At 69.3% G+C, this 19683-nt stretch carries 18 protein-coding genes; 7 read left to right on the top strand and 11 right to left on the bottom strand.

What is annotated here, in order from left to right:
• Nucleotides 1–8: 8 nt before the first annotated feature.
• Complete coding sequence (locus VF632_RS15520) at nucleotides 9–317, bottom strand: hypothetical protein (protein WP_331023828.1); 309 nt, start codon at nucleotides 315–317, stop codon at nucleotides 9–11.
• Nucleotides 318–1163: 846 nt separating this feature from the next.
• Entirely contained in the window at nucleotides 1164–1571 is a 408-nt protein-coding gene (locus VF632_RS15515) for an OsmC family protein (RefSeq protein ID WP_331023827.1), read from the bottom strand.
• Between the two features lie 263 nt (nucleotides 1572–1834).
• Between VF632_RS15515 and VF632_RS15510 the strand changes: the two genes are divergently transcribed.
• Entirely contained in the window at nucleotides 1835–2581 is a 747-nt protein-coding gene (locus tag VF632_RS15510; RefSeq protein ID WP_331023826.1) for a hypothetical protein, read from the top strand.
• 131 nt (nucleotides 2582–2712) lie between these two features.
• Here VF632_RS15510 and VF632_RS15505 read toward each other — a convergent pair whose 3' ends face one another.
• Complete coding sequence (locus VF632_RS15505; RefSeq protein ID WP_331023825.1) at nucleotides 2713–3897, bottom strand: class I SAM-dependent rRNA methyltransferase; 1185 nt, start codon at nucleotides 3895–3897, stop codon at nucleotides 2713–2715.
• 104 nt (nucleotides 3898–4001) lie between these two features.
• On the opposite strand from VF632_RS15505, the gene VF632_RS15500 reads away from it, so the two are divergent.
• Nucleotides 4002–5195, top strand: a complete 1194-nt coding sequence (locus tag VF632_RS15500) for a HAMP domain-containing sensor histidine kinase (RefSeq protein ID WP_331023824.1) — start codon at nucleotides 4002–4004, stop codon at nucleotides 5193–5195.
• A 64-nt stretch (nucleotides 5196–5259) separates the two neighbouring features.
• The gene (locus VF632_RS15495; protein ID WP_331023823.1) at nucleotides 5260–5877 is read left to right on the top strand and encodes a hypothetical protein; all 618 of its coding nucleotides are present in this window, start codon (nucleotides 5260–5262) and stop codon (nucleotides 5875–5877) included.
• Nucleotides 5878–6059: 182 nt separating this feature from the next.
• Here VF632_RS15495 and VF632_RS15490 read toward each other — a convergent pair whose 3' ends face one another.
• The gene (locus VF632_RS15490; protein WP_331023822.1) at nucleotides 6060–6944 is read right to left on the bottom strand and encodes a DUF72 domain-containing protein; all 885 of its coding nucleotides are present in this window, start codon (nucleotides 6942–6944) and stop codon (nucleotides 6060–6062) included.
• Between the two features lie 55 nt (nucleotides 6945–6999).
• A complete protein-coding gene (locus VF632_RS15485; protein ID WP_331023821.1) occupies nucleotides 7000–7335 on the bottom strand; it encodes a hypothetical protein in 336 nt (111 codons plus the stop codon).
• A gap of 148 nt (nucleotides 7336–7483) precedes the next feature.
• Here VF632_RS15485 and VF632_RS15480 point away from each other — a divergent pair, with 148 nt between their 5' ends.
• The gene (locus VF632_RS15480) at nucleotides 7484–8017 is read left to right on the top strand and encodes a hypothetical protein (RefSeq protein WP_331023820.1); all 534 of its coding nucleotides are present in this window, start codon (nucleotides 7484–7486) and stop codon (nucleotides 8015–8017) included.
• Between the two features lie 80 nt (nucleotides 8018–8097).
• On the opposite strand, the gene fusA is transcribed toward VF632_RS15480, so the two are convergent.
• Nucleotides 8098–10206, bottom strand: a complete 2109-nt coding sequence (fusA, locus tag VF632_RS15475; protein WP_331023819.1) for an elongation factor G — start codon at nucleotides 10204–10206, stop codon at nucleotides 8098–8100.
• Nucleotides 10207–10927: 721 nt separating this feature from the next.
• On the opposite strand from fusA, the gene VF632_RS15470 reads away from it, so the two are divergent.
• On the top strand, nucleotides 10928–11611 hold the full coding sequence (locus VF632_RS15470) for a hypothetical protein (RefSeq protein WP_331023818.1): 684 nt from the start codon (nucleotides 10928–10930) through the stop codon (nucleotides 11609–11611).
• Between the two features lie 80 nt (nucleotides 11612–11691).
• Here VF632_RS15470 and VF632_RS15465 read toward each other — a convergent pair whose 3' ends face one another.
• From VF632_RS15465 to VF632_RS15445, 5 genes are all read right to left on the bottom strand, one after another.
• The gene (locus VF632_RS15465) at nucleotides 11692–12825 is read right to left on the bottom strand and encodes a carboxylate-amine ligase (protein WP_331023817.1); all 1134 of its coding nucleotides are present in this window, start codon (nucleotides 12823–12825) and stop codon (nucleotides 11692–11694) included.
• Nucleotides 12826–13382: 557 nt separating this feature from the next.
• Nucleotides 13383–14753 carry a hypothetical protein gene (locus tag VF632_RS15460; protein ID WP_331023816.1) on the bottom strand — a complete coding sequence of 457 codons (1371 nt, stop codon included), beginning with the start codon at nucleotides 14751–14753 and terminating at the stop codon, nucleotides 13383–13385.
• Nucleotides 14750–15874, bottom strand: a complete 1125-nt coding sequence (locus tag VF632_RS15455; protein ID WP_331023815.1) for a hypothetical protein — start codon at nucleotides 15872–15874, stop codon at nucleotides 14750–14752. Before VF632_RS15455 ends, VF632_RS15460 begins: the two co-directional genes overlap by 4 nt.
• A gap of 75 nt (nucleotides 15875–15949) precedes the next feature.
• Nucleotides 15950–16669, bottom strand: a complete 720-nt coding sequence (locus tag VF632_RS15450; protein ID WP_331023814.1) for an esterase family protein — start codon at nucleotides 16667–16669, stop codon at nucleotides 15950–15952.
• A 190-nt stretch (nucleotides 16670–16859) separates the two neighbouring features.
• Complete coding sequence (locus VF632_RS15445) at nucleotides 16860–18101, bottom strand: 6-bladed beta-propeller (RefSeq protein WP_331023813.1); 1242 nt, start codon at nucleotides 18099–18101, stop codon at nucleotides 16860–16862.
• Between the two features lie 255 nt (nucleotides 18102–18356).
• Between VF632_RS15445 and VF632_RS15440 the strand changes: the two genes are divergently transcribed.
• Together VF632_RS15440 and VF632_RS15435 are read left to right on the top strand one after the other, a co-directional pair.
• Nucleotides 18357–18551, top strand: a complete 195-nt coding sequence (locus VF632_RS15440) for a hypothetical protein (protein WP_331023812.1) — start codon at nucleotides 18357–18359, stop codon at nucleotides 18549–18551.
• Nucleotides 18548–19165 carry a hypothetical protein gene (locus VF632_RS15435; protein WP_331023811.1) on the top strand — a complete coding sequence of 206 codons (618 nt, stop codon included), beginning with the start codon at nucleotides 18548–18550 and terminating at the stop codon, nucleotides 19163–19165. Before VF632_RS15440 ends, VF632_RS15435 begins: the two co-directional genes overlap by 4 nt.
• The last annotated feature ends 518 nt before the right edge of the window (nucleotides 19166–19683 follow it).

Raw genomic sequence — 19683 nt, 5'->3', positions numbered from 1 at the left:
CGCTCGGCTTACTCGCCGTCTTCGTCGCCGGTTCGCTTGACCAGCTTGTTGAAGCGGTCCAGGCTGCCGTCGTCACCCTTGATGTCGCGGTGAAGGAAGGCCAGCTCCGATTCCTCGAACTTCTCGAACCACTCGTCCCAACTGATGGGCTCCAGCGAGTCGCTTCCCGAGTAGCCGGGAAAGTCGATGCGTAGCACGCCGATCTCCTCCTCGCCGGTTCCACGGACGCAGGCGGGGTGTCCTCCGCGCTCCGTCACCCACTCCTTGATGAACTCGTGGTTCGTGGTCGTATGTCCACTGCGTTCCGTCTTGCTCATCGTCGCCTCCCGAAATGTCGGATCCGTCTGCCCAGATCGGCGCTTCAAGCACACTGCGTACCGTTTCGCGCGCGGACGGTCCCACCACGGCAGGGCCTCGAGGTTCCAGGAGCGGGTGAACCCGCGGCTGGGACAGCGGAAAGCCCGACACAGGCCGCTGGCGCGTCCCCTTCGGGCTTCACCAGCACGCGACCGCACCTGCCGAGGCACGGCACTGTCCCGCCCAGTCCGCGCAGGCGGACTTCATGATTTTCCAGGCGCGGTTTTCAACCGCCCGGACGGATGTGGCGGCCTCTGCATTGGTGGCCGCTGCCGCGCCCGGGCTTGTACGCATCCGCGGTTAGATCCTTCGGCCCGCCGGGTATGGTTTGCGGGCGAGCGCGGCGTGGCTTGGCCTCAGGATGACAGGGCTGTTGCGCGTCAAGGACTTGGATGCGCACCCAGTGCTGAAGTGTACCCCCTCTCCCACGCTGTTTGTGGGAGAGGGGGGCACGCGTGTCAGCGCGGCCGGGTGAGGGCCCCACGGCAGCCGAGGCCTCGGCCACGGTGACCGCTGCCGCGCCCGGGCTTGTACGTGTCCGCCGCTAGATCCTTCGGCCCGCCGGATTCGGTTTGCGGGCAGGTCTGGCGTGGCTTGACCTCAGGATGACAGGCTGTTGCGTATCAAGGACTTAGATGAGTACCCAGGCCTGAAGTGTACCCCCTCTCCCACGCTGTTTGTGGGAGAGGGTGGCACGCGTGTCAGCGCGACCGGGTGAGGGCCCCACGGCAGCCGGGGACGCCCGTGTTGTTTCTCCCCTCTCCGCACGCAGTTTGTGCGGGGAGGGGCCGGGGGAGGGGCACCCCTCACTCGTACACGAACGTCACGTCCTTGCTGATCTCCGGCAGCAGGCTGCGGTGCACGGGGCAGGTGAGCGCCACGTGCTCAAGCTTCTTGCGCTGCTCCTCCGTCAGCGCGGCGGGCATGCGGATGGTCACCGGTAGCGACTCTACCCGCCGCGGGTCGGCGCGCATGTGCTTTTCCAGCGAAAAGCTCACGCCCTCGAACGGCAGGCCGTTGTGCTCGGCGTAGATGGCCATCACCGTCACCATGCACGCGCCCAGCGAGGCCGCCAGCAGGTCCGTGGGCGAGAACGAGCTCCCATCGCCCGCGTTGTCCACCGGCGCCGCCGTCCGGATCTCCGCGCCCGAGGGCCCGTGCCGCAGCTCCGTCTTCAGTCCGCCGGCGTACCGGCCCGTCATCTCCACCGCCATCGGTCAGGCCTTCCCTGTCGCGATCGCCGCGACCTTGAACGTTGTTGGATTCGTGGACACCCGGGGACGGCAGTGCTGTCCTCCAGAGCGGTCACCCACCAGGCACGGCCCGCATCGCCCGAAACAGGTAAGTCGATACACCGTATTGCGATGCCGTTCCGCGGCCCCGGCGGCCCGCGCGTTGCCCCTGTGCTACGGTGTCCGGCGGCAGATCGCCGGGCCCCGAACCTTTCCGATTCTCGTCCCCGCACGAGGTTGAAGCCATGAAAGCCCGCATCATCGTCGCCGCCGCGGCCGCCCTGCTGATCGCCGCTCCCCTCGCCGCCCAGGACGACGACTGGGACTGGGACGACGACGACGAGGAGCACTACGAGAAGCAGCCCACGGGCGGCTTCTTCGGCGGAAGCTTCATCGCCGCCCGCACCGAGGGCGAGTTCAGCGACTACGTGAACGGCGGCTTCGGCGGGCAGGTCAACTACATCCACCAGCTGGACCGCGACGGATGGCTGGGCCTCCGCGCCGACGCCGGGCTCATCGTGTACGGCCACGAGCGGCAGCGCGTTCCGCTGAGCCCCACGCTGGGCGGGCGCATCCTGGTAGACCTGACCACGTCGAACAACATCGCCTTCGTGGGCGTGGGGCCGCAGATCGGGGTGCCCAACGGGCGGCTGCGCCCGTACGTGAACGGCTACGCGGGCTACTCGTTCATCTGGACGCAGTCGTCCGTGTCTGGAACGTACGACGACGAGGACTTCGCCAGCACCACCAACTTCGACGACGGCAGCTTTTCGTACGGCGGCGGCGGGGGAATCTACATTCCCGTGGGTCCCCGCTCGTCGCGCGCCAGCATCGACATCGGCGTGAAGTACCACAACAACGGTGTCGCCGAGTACCTGCGCGAGGGCGACATCGAGGACCACCCCGACGGCAGCATCACCCTGTATCCCGTGCGAAGCGACACCGACCTGCTGACCTTTCACATCGGCTTCAGCTTCGGCATCTCGCACTGAACGGATAAACGGAAGTACCTGAACGGCAGTACCAAGTGCTCAGTACCAAGTGCCAGGACAAACCCGGGGTTCCAACCAGGCACCTGTCATTTGGCGCTGGGCACTTGGTACCTGGTACTTGGTACCTGGCCCTATCCCACCCGAGCGACGAACGCTTTCAAATACGCGGTCTCCGGGATGGCCGGGTGCACGGGATGGTCCGGCCCCTGGTGGCCCTCTTCCAGCACCTGCAGGTCGCGCCCCAGGCGGCGGCTGGCGCGCAGCATGGCGTCCATCAGGCCGTCGCGGTGCAGGTGGTACGAGCAGGACGCGGAAACCAGGATGCCGTCCGGCTCCAGCAGCTCCATCGCCAGCTGGTTGGCGCGCCGGTACGCTTCCGCCCCGGCCTGGGCATCCTTCTTCCGCTTGATGAAGGCGGGCGGGTCCAGCACCACGGCGCCGAAGCGCTCGCCGTCGGCCACCATGCGGCCGAGCACGTCGAAGGCGTCGCCCCGGACGGCGGATACGCGGTCGGCCACGCCGTTCAGATCGGCGTTGCGGCCCACCCACTCCAGCGCGGGGGCCGACGCGTCCACGCAGACGACGGACGACGCGCCGGCGGCGGCGGCCTGCACGCCCCATCCGCCCACGTAGGAGAAGACGTCGAGCACGCGCCGCCCCCGGACGTACGCCCCCATGCGGGCACGGTTCATCCGGTGGTCGTAGAACCAGCCAGTCTTCTGCCCCGAGACGGGAACCTGGAAGCGGACGCCGTTCTCTTCCAGCGACAGCACCTCGGGCACCTCGCCGAACGCGGGGCGCACGTACGGCTCCAGCCCCTCGAGCGCGCGGCCGGAGGTGTCGTTGCGCAGCAGCAGGCTTTCGGGGGCCACGGTGTCGCGCAGCGCCTGCACCAGGTCGTCCAGCACCCGCTCCACGCCGGCGGTGGTCACCTGCGCGACCAGGTGCGGGCCGAAGCGGTCCACCACCAGGCCGGGAAGCCCGTCGCCCTCGCCGTAGCACAGGCGGTAGTACGGGCCGGGGAAGACGGCCTCGCGCAGGGCCAGGGCGCGGGCCAGGCGGCGGCGCAGCAGGTCGCCGTCCAGCGGGCGGTTGCGCTGGCGGCTGACCAGGCGCGCGGCGATCAGGGAGCGGGGGTTCACGTAGGCGGTGCCCATGGGCGCCCCGCGCGCGTCCTGCACCTCGGCGGGCTCGCCGGGCTCGAAGTCCGTCAACGGCGTGGCGCGGACGTCCACCTCGTTGCTGAACACCCACAGGTGGCCCGCGCGCAGGCGGCGGTCCTCGTTCTTCTTCAGGCGGAGCGGACGAAGGGTCATGTCGTTGGACGTCGGTTGGCTTGCCGGGGCGCCGTGCGGCCCCCAAGATAGCCGGAGCCCCTGGCCGCCGCACGCGGCCCGCACTCCGATCAGCGAGGAAACCGATGGCCGACGGCAACTCCCAGTCCACCCCGGCACACGCGCCGGCCGCCGCGGCCGACTGGGAAACGCGCGCCCGGCGGCTGGAGGCGCTCTGCGGGCTGGCCACCGAGTCAGCCTCGATGGTGGACGCCGATCGCATCTGGGACGGCCTGTGCAAGCGCCTTCCCCCGGTGCTGGGCGCCGGCGCGGCCGCGCTGTCGACGCCGCTGATCGAGCAGCCGCGCGCGTGGGTGGCGGACGAATGGTCCATCGGCGCCGACGAGCTGACGGCGCTGGTGACGGCGCCCGCGGGGGAGGGCGGGCGGGTGGAGGTGGGGGGCGGCGCGGGGTTCGTCTTTCCGCTTCACCACGCGGGCGAGGCGGTGGGCACGCTGCTGGTGGCCTGGCGCACCCCGGGAGAGGCGGACGACGAGATGCATGCGCTGGCCGGGATGCTGGCGGGGCAGGCCGCCGCGGGGCTGGCCAATGCCCGCGCCTACGCCCGGCTGACCGAGGCCGCCGTGCGCCGCGAGCGGTTCTTTTCGGCGATGAGCCACGACCTGCGGACGCCCATCACCGCCATCGTGGGCTACAGCGAGCTGCTGGCCGACGGCATCGTGGGCGAGCTGAACGGGCAGCAGCACGACATGGTGGAGCGCATCTGCCAGGTGTCGGGCCACCTGTCGCAGCTGGTGAACGACATCCTGGACCTGGCCAAGCTAGACGCGGGACGGATGGAGTTCAACTGCGAAGAGGTGACCCTGGGCGCCCTGGTGGACGACGCGCTGGTGGTGGTGGAGCCGCAGGCGCGCAGCAAGGGGCTGGACCTGCGCACCGAGGTGGATCCGCTTCGCGACGAAACGCTGTGCGTGGACCCGCCCCGCGTGCGCCAGGTGCTGGTGAACCTGCTTTCCAACGCGGTGAAGTTCACCGCCGCGGGCGCCGTGTCCGTCGCGGCCGGGTGCGACGAGGGCGGGCGCGCGTGGATCGAGGTTCGCGACACCGGCCCGGGGCTGCCCTTCGGCAGCGAAGAGGCGGTGTTCGAGGAGTTTTTGCAGCTGGGCTCCGCGCCCAAGAGCAAGGGCGAGCCCGGCAGCGGGCTGGGGCTCGCCATCTCCCGCCGCCTGGCCCGCGCCATGGGCGGCGACCTGGTGGCCCGCAACGCGCCCCCCGCGGGCGCGGCGTTCACCTTCGTCCTTCCCGCCAGGGGCGAATGAAGCCCGGCGCTCCGCATGCCGCGGAGCGCCGCACCGACCTGATACGAAAGAAGGGATTCCTTCCATGCGCACATCGAAACGCACCCTCCTGGCCCTGGCCTCGCTCGCGCTGCTTCCGCTGGCGGCCTGCAAGGATTCCAGCGGCCCCGGCCGGAACCTGGTGGGCGAGGTGCACTTCACCTACAGCGGCGCGGTGAGCGGCGCATTCGAGGCCGAGGGCAAAGTGACCGCCGCCAACTCCGAAAGCGGCACCTTCGCGTTCGCGGAGCTGGCGGAAGATCCCCAGGGCGGCGACGCCCTGGTGCTCTACTCCCAGGCGGGCCGCTCCGGCAACAACAAGTACGACGCCCTGCTGGTCGTGCTCGAGGATCCGGCGAAGGGGACGGTCACCTGCACGGAGTCCAACGCCGACTGCGCGTTCCTGTCGGCGTTCGTGCTGGGCCAGGACGACACCTCCGCCGAAGACGCGGATGCGCTGTTCTTCGGCACGTCCGGGCAGCTCACCATCACGCACCTGGACGACGAGCGTGTCCGCGGCACGTTCACGTTTTCGATGTCGGGCTTCGTGGGCGTTGACGAGGACGCGGAGGTGGAGGTGCAGAGCGGGACGTTCGACCTGCCGCTGCTGGAGGAGGGCGACGTGCCGTTCAGCCAGGCCGCGTTCGGCGTCCTGCAGCGGTGACGGGACCGGCGTGACCGGGATGGAGGGCAGCGACGCGGTCGGCCGAGCCCGGCGCACGCCCCGGCGCCCCCCATCCCCAACCCTTCCCCCACAAACTGCGTGGGGGAAGGGAGCCAGTTCGGTGCGCGTCCGCGGCACCGAGGCTTGGGCCGGTTACCCGGGCTCTGCTCCTTCCTGAACTTTCAGCGCAGGCGCTCGGCCAGGCGCAGCGCGTCGAAGGGGGCGTGCACCTTGGCGTCGTTGTCGAAGTAGATGAACACGTCGCGTCCCCCGTGGACGTCGGCGGTGCGATCGGCCACGCACATGGCGTCGCGCGGATGGCACCCGGTGCGCCACTCGCGGATGCGCGACGCCCACCAGTCCAGCTGCGAGTCGCTGTATCCGCTGGCGTACAGTTCCTCGGCGCCGTGCAGCCGCACGTACACGAAGTCGCTGGTCGTGTCTTCGGCGTACGGCCACCGCCCCGCCGTGTCGGCGAACACGAAGGCGGCGTTGTGGGCGCGCAGCAGGTCTACGAAGCGGGGAGAGAGGAACCCCGGGTGGCGGATTTCGAAGGCGTGGCGGATGGTGCCCTGGTGCTCGGGCTCGGTCCACGCCCGCGCGTCCAGCCGGGCGTCGTGCCCGCGGGCCAGGCGCGACGCTTCGTCGTGCGTCTTGGGGATCAGCGCCAGGAAGTCGGCGAAGCGTTCCTCGTCGAACCGCATCCGCTCCGGGAACTGCCACAGCACGGGCCCCAGCTTTTCCGCCAGCCGCAGCACGCCCGACGCCAGGAAGTTGGCGAGCGCCACCTCCGCGTCCTTGAGCTTCTTCATGTGCGTGATGAAGCGGCTTCCCTTCACGGCGAAGACGAAGCCGGGGGGCGTGGCCTCGTACCACGTGCGGTAGCTGGTGGGGCGCTGAAGGGAGTAGAAGGAGCCGTTGATCTCGATGGTGTTCAGCCGGGACGCGGCGTAGGCCAGCTCGCGCTTGCGGGCCAGCCCCTCGGGATAGAAGACGCCCCGCCACCCGGCGTACGTCCATCCCGAAATCCCCACGTACGTGCTTCCACTCGTGCGTCGCGTGTCCATGCCGCGCGTATTCCGCAAACATGAAACCGCTGGTCTCCGTGTGAGGCTTTCTTTGTCAGTGGCCGGTGTGCCCCGTGTCGGCCGGCGCGGCGGCGGGGGCTGCGGCGGGCGGGGCCGTGGACGATCCGCCCTGGGCCGCCGCGTTGCTGGACGCGGGCACGTTCGACGGGGCGGGGGTCTGCACCGCGGGGGCGGCGCCGGTGTCCGCCGCGGGGGTGGTGGCCACGGGGGGCTGCATGGAGGGCGCGCTGTCGACGGTCAGCGGCAGCGGCGGGGCGGAGCCCGCGCTGACGGTGTTGTCGGTGGGCTCGGCTTCCTTGGCGCACGCGGCCACCGCGGCCGCGCAGGCGAGGGCCATCACACTTCCGCGGATCGCGGCGAAACGGGCCATGGGTCCTCCAGATACGAGAATCAGGGTCACGAAGGGCGACACCATACGCGGGGCATCCACGGAAGGCAACCGTGCCGTGCGATGCGGACCGCCGGGGAGTATACTGAATGCCTCCTTCCCTCGAACATTGCCTCCCGACCGCAATCCCATGCAGCAGATCCACCGGCTTCTCTCGCTTGCCGCCCTGTCGTTCTTCATGACCGCGTGCGGCAAGGACGGCGGCCCCACCGACCCGACGGGTCCCGCACCCGGCGAGCTCCGGTTCGAGTACTCCGGCGCGTACACCGGCACCTTCAGCGTAAGGGGCGATGTCATGACTAGCCGCGTGGCTGCCGCCGCGGTCGATTACGATGATGAAGACGAGCTGTACATCGTCGGCTACCGATACCCTCCGCAGGGGGCCGCTTTCGACGATTTCGGGATCGTGGTCCCGAATCCGAAGGTTGGAACCATCAATTGCATCACCATGGCTTCGTGCCCGGTGACGCACGCGTTCGTCGCGTTCAACGCCACTTCGCCCGGCAGCGGCTATGGAGACGCCACGTCGCTGCGCCTTACGATCTCCACCTTAGGTGCAGACAGCGTGAAGGGCACGTTCGAGATGCAGGTGCGGATGCGCGAGTCGGGAGCCATGCTTTCCGTCACCAACGGGGGGTTCAGCCTCCCGCGTCTTCACTTTTAGCAGGGACTCCCCTCTCGCAGCACGGCCCCGCCTCCGAGCTGCCTGGAGGCGGGGCCGTTGCTCGATCTTTCGCGAAACGTCTACCGCGTGGAGGCCAGCTCCTCGCGCTCCTTCTTGGCAGACTCCACCACGCGCGGCACCTCGTGGCCGGGCACCTCCTCGTACGCGTGGAAGGTGCGCGTGTGCGTGGCGCGCCCCTGCGTGAGCGAGCGCAGGGCGGTGGCGTACTTGTACAGCTCCGCCTGCGGCACCAGGGCGCGGACGCGCTGGTTCCGGCCCATCGGCTCGATGCCCAGGATGTGCCCGCGCCGCTGGTTCAGGTCGCCGATCACGTCGCCCAGGAACTCGTCGGGGGTGAACACGTCCACCTGCATCACCGGCTCCAGGATCACGGGCTGCGCCTTTTCGGCGGCGGCGCTGAAGGCCAGGATGCCGGCCATCTTGAACGCCATCTCCGAGCTGTCCACCGTGTGGTAGCTGCCGAAGTACACCTCGGCCTCGAAGTCCACCATGGGGAAGCCGGCCAGCACCCCGCGCGCCGACGCCTCCTGCACGCCCTTGTCCACCGCCGGGATGTACTTGCCCGGGATCACCCCGCCCACGATGGAGTCGGTGAAGCGGTAGCCGACACCGCGGTCCAGCGGCTTCAGGCGCAGGTGCGCGTCGCCGAACTGGCCGCGCCCGCCCGTCTGCTTCTTGTGGCGGCCCTGCGCCTCGGCCACCGCGCGGATGGTTTCGCGATAGGGAATGCGCGGCGCCTTTACCACCACGTCCACCCCGTTCTTGCGCTTCAGCCGCTCCAGCTGCACCTCCAGGTGAAGCTCCCCCAGCCCCCGCGCGATCGTCTGCCCCAGCTCGGGGACGTACTCGGAGGTGAAGCAGGGATCTTCCTCGTGAAGCGTGTGAAGCCCCACGGCGAGCTTGTCTTCTTCCCCCCGCGTCGCGGGCTCCACCGCCACGGCGATGTCGGGGTCGGGAAAGCTCACCCCGGCCAGCACCAGCGGGTGCCCGGGGGCGGAAAGCGTGTCGTTGGTGTGCGTGTCCCTGAGCTTGGCCACCACGCCGATGTCGCCCGCGCGCAGCCCGTCTACTTCCTGGCGGTCGCGGCCCTGCGGGATAGACAGGTGGGCCAGCTTTTCGGGCTTTTCGCGGGTGGCGTTGAACACCTCGCCGCCGCTGCCCACCGAGCCGCCGTAGATGCGGAAGTACGAGAGCTCGCCCACGTGCGGCTCGCTGGTGGTCTTGAAGACCAGCGCGGCGAACGGGTCGCTGTTCAGGTTCCGCAGCTCCACCACGGTGTCGGTGCGGCCCTGCGCCAGCTCGGCCGGGCGCTCCTGGGGCGAGGGCATCAGCTCCACCAGCTTGCTGAGCAGCGCCCGCGTCCCCCACGTCTTCGTCGGCGCGCCGCAGAACACGGGGTACAGGTCGCCCCGCAGCATGGCCTGCTTCAGCGCGTGCAGCGCCTCGTCGCGGGTGATGGTGTCGCCCTCCAGGTAGTGCTCCAGCAGGTTGTCGTCCGTCGCCGCGATGGTCTCGATCAGGTCGTTGTAGTAGCGGTCGACGATGGGCTGCAGCTCGGGCGGAACGTCGTGCTCCTCGTACTCGCCGGCCGTGGTGCCCTCGTTGTAGTAGTGCACCTGGTCGCTGAACAGGTTGACGATGCCGCGAAACTCGTCCCCCGCGCCCACGGGCACCTCCACCGGGATGGCCTTGGGCGTCAGGTGCTCGCGGATGTCCTGGTAGACGCGCTCGAAGTCGGCGTTCTGGCGGTCCATCATGGAGACGAAGAGGATGGCCGGCAGGTGCCTTTCCTCAACCAGGTCCCACACGCGCTCGGTGCCCACCTCCACGCCGTTGACGGCCGACAGGCACACCAGCGCGCCGTCGGCCACGCGGATGCCGGCGCGCGTTTCGCCCAGGAAGTCCAGGTAGCCGGGGGTGTCGATGAAGTTGATCTTGCTGTCCATCCACGCCGCCCAGGCCACGGACACGTTCATGGAGATGCCGTGTGCGTTTTCTTCGGGCGTGAACATGGTGAGGGCGGTTCCGTCATCCACCGACCCGTGGCGCTTTGTGGTGCCCGCCACGTAGCAGGCCGCGTCGACCAGGGTGGACTTTCCCGATCCGCCGTGGCCAACCACGCACACATTGCGGATGCGGTCCGTTGTGAATGAGGGGGCTGAAGCCATACGCACCTCCTGGAGAAGGGGGAGGGGTGGGAATGCCGCCCGTTCCCACACGCGGGCGGGTAGTGCAGGGTGGTTCCGGCGATGGTCTTCGTCAAGAGTTTTCGATGCGGCGCGAGGGTGGGGCGGGATGCAAGAAATGTACAGCGTTCCCCCTCCCCCGGCCCCTCCCCCGCATACTGCGCGGGAGAGGGGGGAACTTCGATCGTCGGAGGACAAGGGTGGGCGCATGCCGCGGCGGGGGGCCCCTCCCCCGGCCCCTCCCCGCACGGTACTGCTGTGCGGAGAGGGGAGAACTTCGGGCGAGGTTCGACCGGGACTGGCGCATGCCGCGGCTAGGCCCCTCCCCCAGCCCCTCCCCCGGCAAACTGCGCCGGGAGAGGGGAGTGTCATCCTGAGGCGCAGGCGCACCGGACTCGCCCGTACTGCACGCCCGGCGCGCCGAAGGATCTAGCGTGAACCACTACTCAGGCTGGGCGCGGCAGCGGCACGGAACCCCGAGACACTCCGTTCCCTTCGCGCGGTGAAACCTGCCTCGGCGCATGCCGCGGGTGGCCCCTCCCCCGCCCCTCCCCGCACGGAACTGCTGTGCGGAGAGGGGAGGACTTCGAGTGTCGTTCGATCGGATCGGCGCGGGCCGGCCGGGACGGAGACGGCCAAGCGGCCGGTTTCGTGCGGTCGTGGGTCGGTGCCATGAGTGGCCCCCCGACACGAAGGAATTCCGATGCGAATCCGTTTTGGACTGCGCTGGCCGCTGGCGGCCGCGCTGGCGTGCGCCGCGCTTTTCGCGACGGAGGCGCCGGCGCAGGACGACGAGGCGGCGCCCCAACGCTTCTGCCGCACGGGCCGCCCAGCCGCCGAATGCCGGGTTTTCCTCGTCCTGGAAGGGAACGCCTACATGGCCGTGGCGGGATCCCGCTTCCAGAGGCTGGATCATGTGGGCGTGCGCAGGCAGAGCCTGGAGCTTACCGGGTACGTAGCGTGGGAGGCGGGGGCCATGGTGAACGTGGCGAGCGACAAGGCAGTCGGAGGCACGTTCATGCTGGGAGGTGACGCCAACGGCTATCGCGTTGCGCTCAAAGGGCGCTACCGCCGCTGGCACGATCGCACCACGGCGATCGACCTGGGCGCGGGCATCATGGGGGCGGGCCGCAGCGTCGCCTACACCGACCGCGACGGCAACTACCACGTGCCCGCGGTGGGGCTGACCGCCGACGCTTCCATCGGCCTTGTGGACTGGGCCTCGGCCGGTGTGCGCGCCGACGTGCTGTTCAGTGAGAAGGGCGAGGGTCCCGCCATCGCGTACTACGGCGGCGTGCGGCTGGGCACCAAGCCGATGCTGGTGGCGTCGGCGGCGCCACTGGTACTCGCCGTGATCATCTTCGTGTTTGCCGGCTCAGGCGGGTAGCGAGGCTGCCGCATCACGCTCGACGAAAGCGGCCCTCCCCGATACCGGAGAGGGCCGCACTCACGCACTCACGCACGCACTCACGTCCCCGCCATCGCCGGCTGCTGCTCGAACACGCCCTCTTCGGTCTCGGCGATCAGGTGGTCCACCACGTCCTTCAGGTCGCCCGTGCGCTCGAAGACCTTCACCTGGCGGTCGGCGCTGGAGCCCTCGTCCATGATGCGGAAGGCGTACGACACCTCGGCGCGGCTCCCCAGGTCGTCCACCACGTCGTCCACGAACCACTCCAGCATCTCGCGGATCAGGTGGCGGGCGGGGCTCTCCTTCTGCTTGCCGAAGTCGATCAGGTTGCCGTCCAGCCCGTACCGCACCGAGCGCCACTTGTTCTCTTCGATCAGGTCCGACGGGTACAAGCGGAACGTCATGTTGTCGCGCCGCAGCTTCCACAGCTTGGCGATGATGGCCTGCAGGATGGCGCCCACGCACACGGCCTCGTCCACGCGCGTGCACACGTCCAGGAAGCGGAACTCCAGCGTGGGATACGCGTGGTGAGGGCGCAGGTCCCAGTAGAGCTTACTGCCGTCGGGAATGCACCGCGTGGAGACGAGCGTTTCCTGCAGCTCGGCAAAGTCTCCCCAACTGCGCATGATGCGGGGCACGCCCGTCCGCGGGAAGTTGCGGAACACCACGCTGCGGTAGCTCTTGAGCCCCGTGTTGCGGCCCATCCAGAAGGGCGAGCTGCTGGACAGGCACAGGATGTGGGGCAGGAAGTAGCGCGACACGTTCATCGCGTCGATCAGGAATTCCGGGTCTTCGATGCCCACGTGCACGTGGGTGCCAAAGATCAGGAGCTGCTGCGCCAGGTCCTGCATGTCCTGCTTGACGCCGATGTAGCGCTCCAGCGGCGTGATCTCCTGCGTCATCCAGCTGCTGAAGGGGTGCGTGCCCGCCGCGACGACCTTGAGGTTCTTTCGCGCGGCCAGCCCCATCACCATTCCGCGCAGCCGCCGCAGCTCGGCGCGCACCTCCTGCGGCGTGCGGCAGACGGTGGTGCCCACTTCCACGATGGACTGGTGGAGTTCGGGCTTGATCTCGCCCAGGATCATGTGGTCGTCTTCCAGCAGCTCGGTGATGTACGACCGTAGCTCCCGGGTTTCGGGGTCGATGATCTGGTACTCTTCTTCGATGCCGAGCGTCAGCGAAGGAGCCTTCATGCGGACAATCCCTGGGATGGTGTTGCGGGCCGATGCTGCGTTTACCTGGGCACTCGCTTCGTTTGGTGCTCCGGCTGCACGGATCGCGCCGGTTCCCCCTCCCCCGGCCCCTCCTCCGCAAACCGCGCGGGAGAGGGGGGAACTTCGTCGCGGGCCGACCGGGTCCGGGCGCTGCCGCGGCGGGCCCCTCCCCCAGCCCCTCCCCCGGCAAACTGCGCCGGGAGAGGGGGGAACTTCGGTCCGGGTTCGACTGGCTGCCTCGCATTCCGCGGGAGCCCCCTCCCCCCGGCCCCCGTCCCCCGCTGCGCAGGGGAGGGGGAGACCTGAATCGCGCTTGGGCCGGCCCCGCGCACTCGACTGCGTGTGCAGTCCGCGCAGGCGGACTTTGGGCCGTTGTTGCCGCGACTTTAGTCGCCCCAGCAGGGCCGGGCCTGTACCTCCATGCTCGTCGCCGCACCTCGGCCTGAAGTGTATCCCCTCTCCCACGCTGTTTGTGGGAGAGGGTGGCGAGCCTAAGCGAGCCGGGTGAGGGCCCCAGCGGAGCCGAGGTGCGCCCCCTACCGCGGCTCCACCAGCATCGTGGCCACGCTCGAGCCGCCACCGGCCGTGACGTTCAGCAGCGGGTCCGTGGCGATGCGGGTGAGGGCGCCGTCCACGTGCGCCGTCATCGTTACGTACGGCGCGATGTCGAGCATGCGGTCCGTCACCTGTACCTGCCCGTCCACCCAGCTGGGGAACGGCTCGGTGGGCAGGATGATCCGCTCCTGCACCACGTGCGGACGCGTCAGCGCCGTCTGCACCGCGGCCGTCCACTCGTCGTCGGACACGAGCCACCCCAGCACGATGCCGTGCCCGCCGTAGTCGTCGTTGGGCTTCAGCACCAGGCGCTCGCGGTTCTGCGCCATCCACGGCAGCAGGTCGATCTGCTCCGCGCCCCGGCTGGTGCGGCGCTCCTCCACCACGCGCGTCCACGGGATGCACGCGTCGATCACTGCCCGCTCGTCTGCATCGAACATCTCCGCGTTTCGCTCGTCGCCCAGCACGGCCAGGCCGGCCTTCTTGTAGATCACCTTGCAGCGGAACGGGTTGATCATGCACACGGCTCCGTCCTTGACCGCCTTCACGACGGGGTTGTCCATCCCTATCCGCATGACCAGCTCGTCGATCAGCACGCGCTTGTAGATGAGCGTGATCTCGAAGCCGCCGGGGGCGATCAGCTTGCCGTCGCGGTACTCGCACTCGCGCGGATCCGCGATCTGGGCCTCGATGCCGTGCGCGCGGAAGTAGTCGCGGAAGAAGACGAATTCGCTGACCGTCGGCACGTCGGCCCAGTCCAGGATGCCGATGCGGGGCAGCTCGCGGCGCCCCGACCATTCCTGGAACGACTGCAGGAGCGCGTGGAGCACGCCGTGCCTGGCGGGAAGCGGATGCAGCACGTGCGTTCGCATGAACTCGCCCGTCACCGGCAGCGCCAGGAACGTTTCCGACAGCACGTCCACGTACGCCGGGCCGGCGGGCGTCTCGGCGTTGTACTCCGTCACCTTGAGCGTGCCGTCCTCGGCCGAGAAGAAGGTGTCCAGCCGCGACGTGGGGCAGGGCGAGCGGAAGCCGGGATCGAAGTGCACGATCTCTTCTTCCCAGTCCAGCAGGTGGAACTGGGCGCGGAAGCCGTCATCCGCCATCGCGCGCTCGTGGATCTTGCGATACGCGCTCATCAGCGTGCCCACCTGGCGCCGGATCCAGGCGTACTGGGCGTGCGTCAGCATGCGCGGGCGCAGCGTCGAGCAGAGCGGCCGGTCGCCGAAGTACATCCCGTGGCGCCGGTGGTCGTCTTCCATCAGCTCCGCGCTCCCCGACGCCAGCCCCTCGTCGCCCAGCAGCCGGTGCCAGGTGTCGATGGCCTGGCGAACGGTGGCGGCGTCGTTCACGCGTGCCCCTCTTCGGCCTCGGCGCGGACGATTCGGTCCGGCGCGTCACCGGGGTCGGCGGCGGACCGGGAGGTCGATACGGAGCCGGAACCCGCCACGGGCTGCGCGGCCGGGGCCTCGGCCGGAGCCTCGACCGGCGGAGGCGAGCCGGAGCCCAGGACCGCCGCGCCGCCCACCATCTCGGCCGAGTGGCGCGAGCCGGCGAACAGGTCTTCCCACTTGAGCTCGCGCACCTGCGGCCGCGGGTTCTTGGCCAGGTCGATGGCCATGTCGGCCATGTGCTTGACCACCCAGTCGAAGTAGTGCGGGGTGAGCGAGTAGATGTCCATGTCGGGCGCGGGGTTCATGAAGTCGATGGCGTAGGGAACGCCGTCGCGCACCGCCCACTCCATGGAGTTCATGTCGTATCCCAGCGCCCGCACCAGCTTGCGCGAATCGTCCACCACGCGCCGGCCCAGCTCCTCGCCCATGTGGGCGTGCTCCACGTGGTACTTTCGCTCGCGCGGATCGTACTTGATGGGGAGGATTTCGTCCTGCCCCAGGCAGATGCAGCGGATGAAGTGGTCCCAGTGGATGAACTCCTGCACGATCATCGTCAGCAGGCCCGACGTGTCGTAGTTGTCGATCAGCTCGCGCATGGTGCGGCAGACGTACACGTCCTTCCATCCGCCGCCGTGCGCGTCCTTGAGAATGCAGGGCAGGCCGATGTACTCGACGATGGCCTCCCAGTCCAGCGGGTACTTGAGGTTGCGGAGCGACTCGTCGTGAACGATGCCGGGGATGTACTCCTTGTTGGGGAGCACGATGGTCTTGGGATGCGCGATCCCCAGGCGGGTGGCGAGCGCCGCGCCGAAGAACTTGTCGTCGGCCGTCCACATGAACGGGTTGTTGACGACGGTGCAGCCCTGGATGACGGCCTGCTTGAGGTAGGTGCGGTAGAACGGCACCTCGTGCGAGATGCGGTCGATGATCACCGCGTACTCGCTGGGGTCGTCCATGCGCGGCGCGCCCAGCTGCACGAACTCGGCGGTGACGCCCTCGTTCCGCCGGTTGACCTCTTCGATGAAGGCCGGGGGAAACGACCACTCCCGCCCCACGATCAGCCCCACTTTCAGCGCCATCTCCGCTCCTCCGGTTCGTTTGATTGCCGGTTCCCGGCGTTCACTCCCGCACTGACGCACTCCCGCACTTCCCGATCAGTCGCTTCCGTTGATGTAGGTGCGGATCATCCGCTCCCAGTACGGCCAGTCGTGCGACCACCCGTCCCACAGCCGCAGCGCGTTGCCCACGCCTTTTTCCCACAGGATGCGCGAGAGGTGGCGGTTGTTGTCGACGAACTGGTCCGTCTCGCCCGTGGCCAGGATGATGTCCATCCGGCGCAGCGCCTCCAGGTGCCCGTGGTCGTGCAGCTCGCTGACGAAGTGCGACGGGTTGTTGCCCTTGATCGCGTCGTCGTAGTAGCCGTCGGCGAACTGGCGGATGTCGTACATTCCGCTCAGCCCGATCACCCGGTTGAACAGGTGCGGGTGCCGCAGCGCCATGGTTACCGCGTGGTACGCGCCGAAGCTGGCGCCGGTGGCCATCAGGAACGGGTTGTCGTTGCGGCTTCGCGAGAATGGAACCACCTCGCGCACCACGTAGTTCTCGTAGTCGTACTGCCGCTGGGCGCGGTCGCGCGGATGCTTCCAGCGCGCGTACCAGCTTTCGGCGTCTACGCTGTCGACGCAGAAGAGCTGAAGCCAGCCGTTGCGCAGGTGGTCGCCCAGCACGTTCGTCATCCCGCGGTCTTCCCACTCGAAGTAGCGCCCCTGCGAGGTGGGAAACACCACCATGCGCGCGCCCGAATGGCCAAAGACCAGCATCTCCATGTCACGCCCCAGCGAGGGGCTGTGCCAGCGGTGGTACTCGCGGTTCACGTGGGGCTCTTTCTCCGGTCAGGTCCACTCGTCGTCGCACGGGGCGCGGCTGCACCCGCAAACCGCGCACCGGCGGCAACGTAGGGGCGCGCGGGGCCGGACGGAAGGGGCGGGGAACGGCGGCGTTGGACGCGAAAACGGGCGCGGATCCGCTCCGCGCCCGTCCCGCATCTCCAGCCCTTCCGCGTTCTTACCGCCAGGGCTGCGGCAGGCGGCGTACGACGACGCGGTCCACCCCCAGGTCGTCCACCTCGGTGAAGGCGACCAGCCCACCCCGGCTGATGGCCGCCGGCAGGCCCAGCCCGGTGATGGTGCCCAGGTACTGCCCCTCGGCCGTCAGCAGGTCCACCGGGCCGTCTTCCGCTCCGAACGCCGGTGTGCGCTCCACCCACAGCTTGCCGGACGGGGCCACGCGCAGCCCCTTCAGCGCCGGAATGGTGTCGGCGAAGCGCATCTCGGCGAGCTGCTGCTCGAGGCCGGGGAGGCGCGGCGCGCGCGGCGGGGGACCGCTGCCACCGCCACGGTTGATGGTGATCCTGCCCCGGCCGCTCTCCACCATCTCGCGCCGCTCCGCCCGGGCACGCTCGCGGTCGCGCTCCGTGGTCCGGCGCACGGGCATGGGCCGCTGCAGGTAGCGCACGGTCTGGCCGTTGGCGTCCAGGATGCGCACCGTGTAGCCCGAGGTGAAGCTCAGCGCCATCTGCCCGCCCGGAAGCACGCCGAACAGCACCGCGGGAGAGAACGTGGGCGGCGGCGACACGCGGATCACCATTTGCCCGGGCGAGCTGCTGGAGCTCTGCGTAGTCCACTGCTGCGGGATCTGGTACAGGCTCACCGGGTTGCCGCCGCCGAACGGATAGAAGGTCAGCGGTACGATGTTCTGGGTGTGGGTGCCGGTCCGCGGATTGGCGGTGGGAGCCGCGCGGAAGGTGCTCACCACGCCGCCGCGCGGGTGCCAGGCCATCGGGGTGTTCATCGCCGGCATCAGGCCCTCGACGGCCACGTTGCGGATGAACGTTCCGTCGGGCCGGAACAGGCTGTACGCGGGGCGGGCCATGTCCATCACCACCACGGTGCCGTCGCCGGTGATGGCCAGCTGCATGGGCACGGTCAGCTCGCCCGGGCCCTGGCCCTTGCGCCCGATCTGGCGGATGAAGCGGCCGTTCGGCCCGTACACCATCACCCGCGCATTGGGGCGGTCGAGCACGTACAGGTTGTCGGATGCGTCGAAGGCCACGCCCGCGATCTCGCCGAAGATCTCGTGCTCCGCCCCCTCCGCCGCGCCGATGGCGTACACCTGCGGCGCCGTTCCCGACAGCACGCGGTCCTGCCGCGGCAGCTGCACCACCCGTCCCTGCGCCGCCGCCGCGCTGGCCGCCATCAGCGCCGCCGCCAGCAGCGGGGCCGCCGTGGTCCTCATCCTGATCATCATCCCGCTCCTGGTGGGTCTGTTCGCGGAAGAACGCCGCGCTTCCGAGTTCCTGTCGCGGGTTTGGACGCCGCCATGAACCGCACTGTTGCCGGGGGTGGATGAGGGAATGATGAAGGGCGAGCGGGGGAGGCGCGCATCCGGGGACCGGAAGGTGCAGGAACGAGAGATGGAACTGAGCGCCAGACGCGTCGGCGAGCTAGATTCAGCCATCGCGCGACAGCAGCGGCGAGCACGCACCTACGAACCGGAGCAAAAATGGCGAGGCGTCCCAACTACAATTTCGAGAAGCGCCAGAAGGAAATCGACAAGCAGAAGAAGAAAGAAGAAAAGGCCGCGAAGAAGCTCGCCCGCAAGGAGGGCGGCGACGACGACGAGCTGGGCGGGGTGATGGACGAGGGCACCGAGGGCCCCGGCGGCGAGACCGAGCCGTCCGACGAGGACGACGCGTGAGCGCTGGGGCACCCCCCCGGCCGGCCGGCGTGGACGCGGAGCTGCGCGCCAGGATTTCTGCCCTGAGTGAGGAGGGGTGGGAAATCTGGCGCCGCTTCGATACCGAGGTGCGCCAGAACGAGTGGCACCCGTTCGTCCCGGCCGACTACGAGGTGGTGCTGGACGCGTTGATCGAGCTGCGTGCGCCGGGGCTCCGCTTCCTGGAGTGGGGCTCGGCCACGGGCGTCATCACCATCATGGCCGACCTGCTGGGGTTCGAGGCGTACGGGCTGGAGCTGGACGGCGAGCTGGTGGACGTGGCGCGCGGGCTGGCGGAGCGCTACGGCTCGTCCGCGAAGTTCGTGGCGGGCAGCTTCATCCCGTCGGGCTACAAGTACCGGCCCAAGGGCGGGGACGGGCGCATCGGCACCATCGGGGACGGCGCTTCGGGATACCCGGCGCTGGGGCACCCGTTGGAGGACTTCGACCTGGTGTTCGGGTACCCCTGGCACGGCGAAGAGCCGCTGATGCACGACCTGATGCGGGCCTACGGCGGACGTGGCGCACGGCTGTTGATTCACGGTGGTGGCGAGGCGGGCGTGCGTGTGTTCAGGGACGGCAAGCAGGTGGTCTGACGCGGACCGTCCGCGCGGAAGAACGACGTACCGGATGAGGCCGGGTGTGGCGCATACCGCGGCGCCCCCCATCCCCAGCCCTTCCCCCGCAAACTGCGCGGGGGAAGGGAGCCAGTCCGGCGCGCTTCCTCAGACGTGGGGTGGCTCGGGTCCCAGCGCGCACCAGCTGTCATCCTGAGGCGCAGGCGCACCGTCCCATCCCGTACACCATACCTCGCGCGCCGAAGGATCTAACCGCGGATCCGTACAAGCCCGGGCGCGGCAGCGGTCACGAAAGCGGGGGCCTCGGTCTCCTCGCGGTGTGCGGAGGGCGGGGCGTTTCGACTGCTCCGGCGCATTCCCCGGCTGCCCTCTCCCCCGGCCCCTCTCCCGCAAGCGGGCTACCCATTACCCACATCTCTGATAGGGGTGTCAGGGCCGAAATACAAGGCGCAGTCTGCAAAAATGCCGTGGGAGCGTAGGTTTGAGGCCGCGTCAAACCCGTCGTCGACGTAGGAGTGTGTGGCGTCTACGCACCG

Source organism: Longimicrobium sp. (assembly GCF_036388275.1).
Taxonomy (GTDB): Bacteria; Gemmatimonadota; Gemmatimonadetes; order Longimicrobiales; family Longimicrobiaceae; genus Longimicrobium.
The sequence above is the reverse complement of the archived record's forward strand: the minus strand, read 5'-3'. Positions and strand labels throughout refer to the sequence as shown.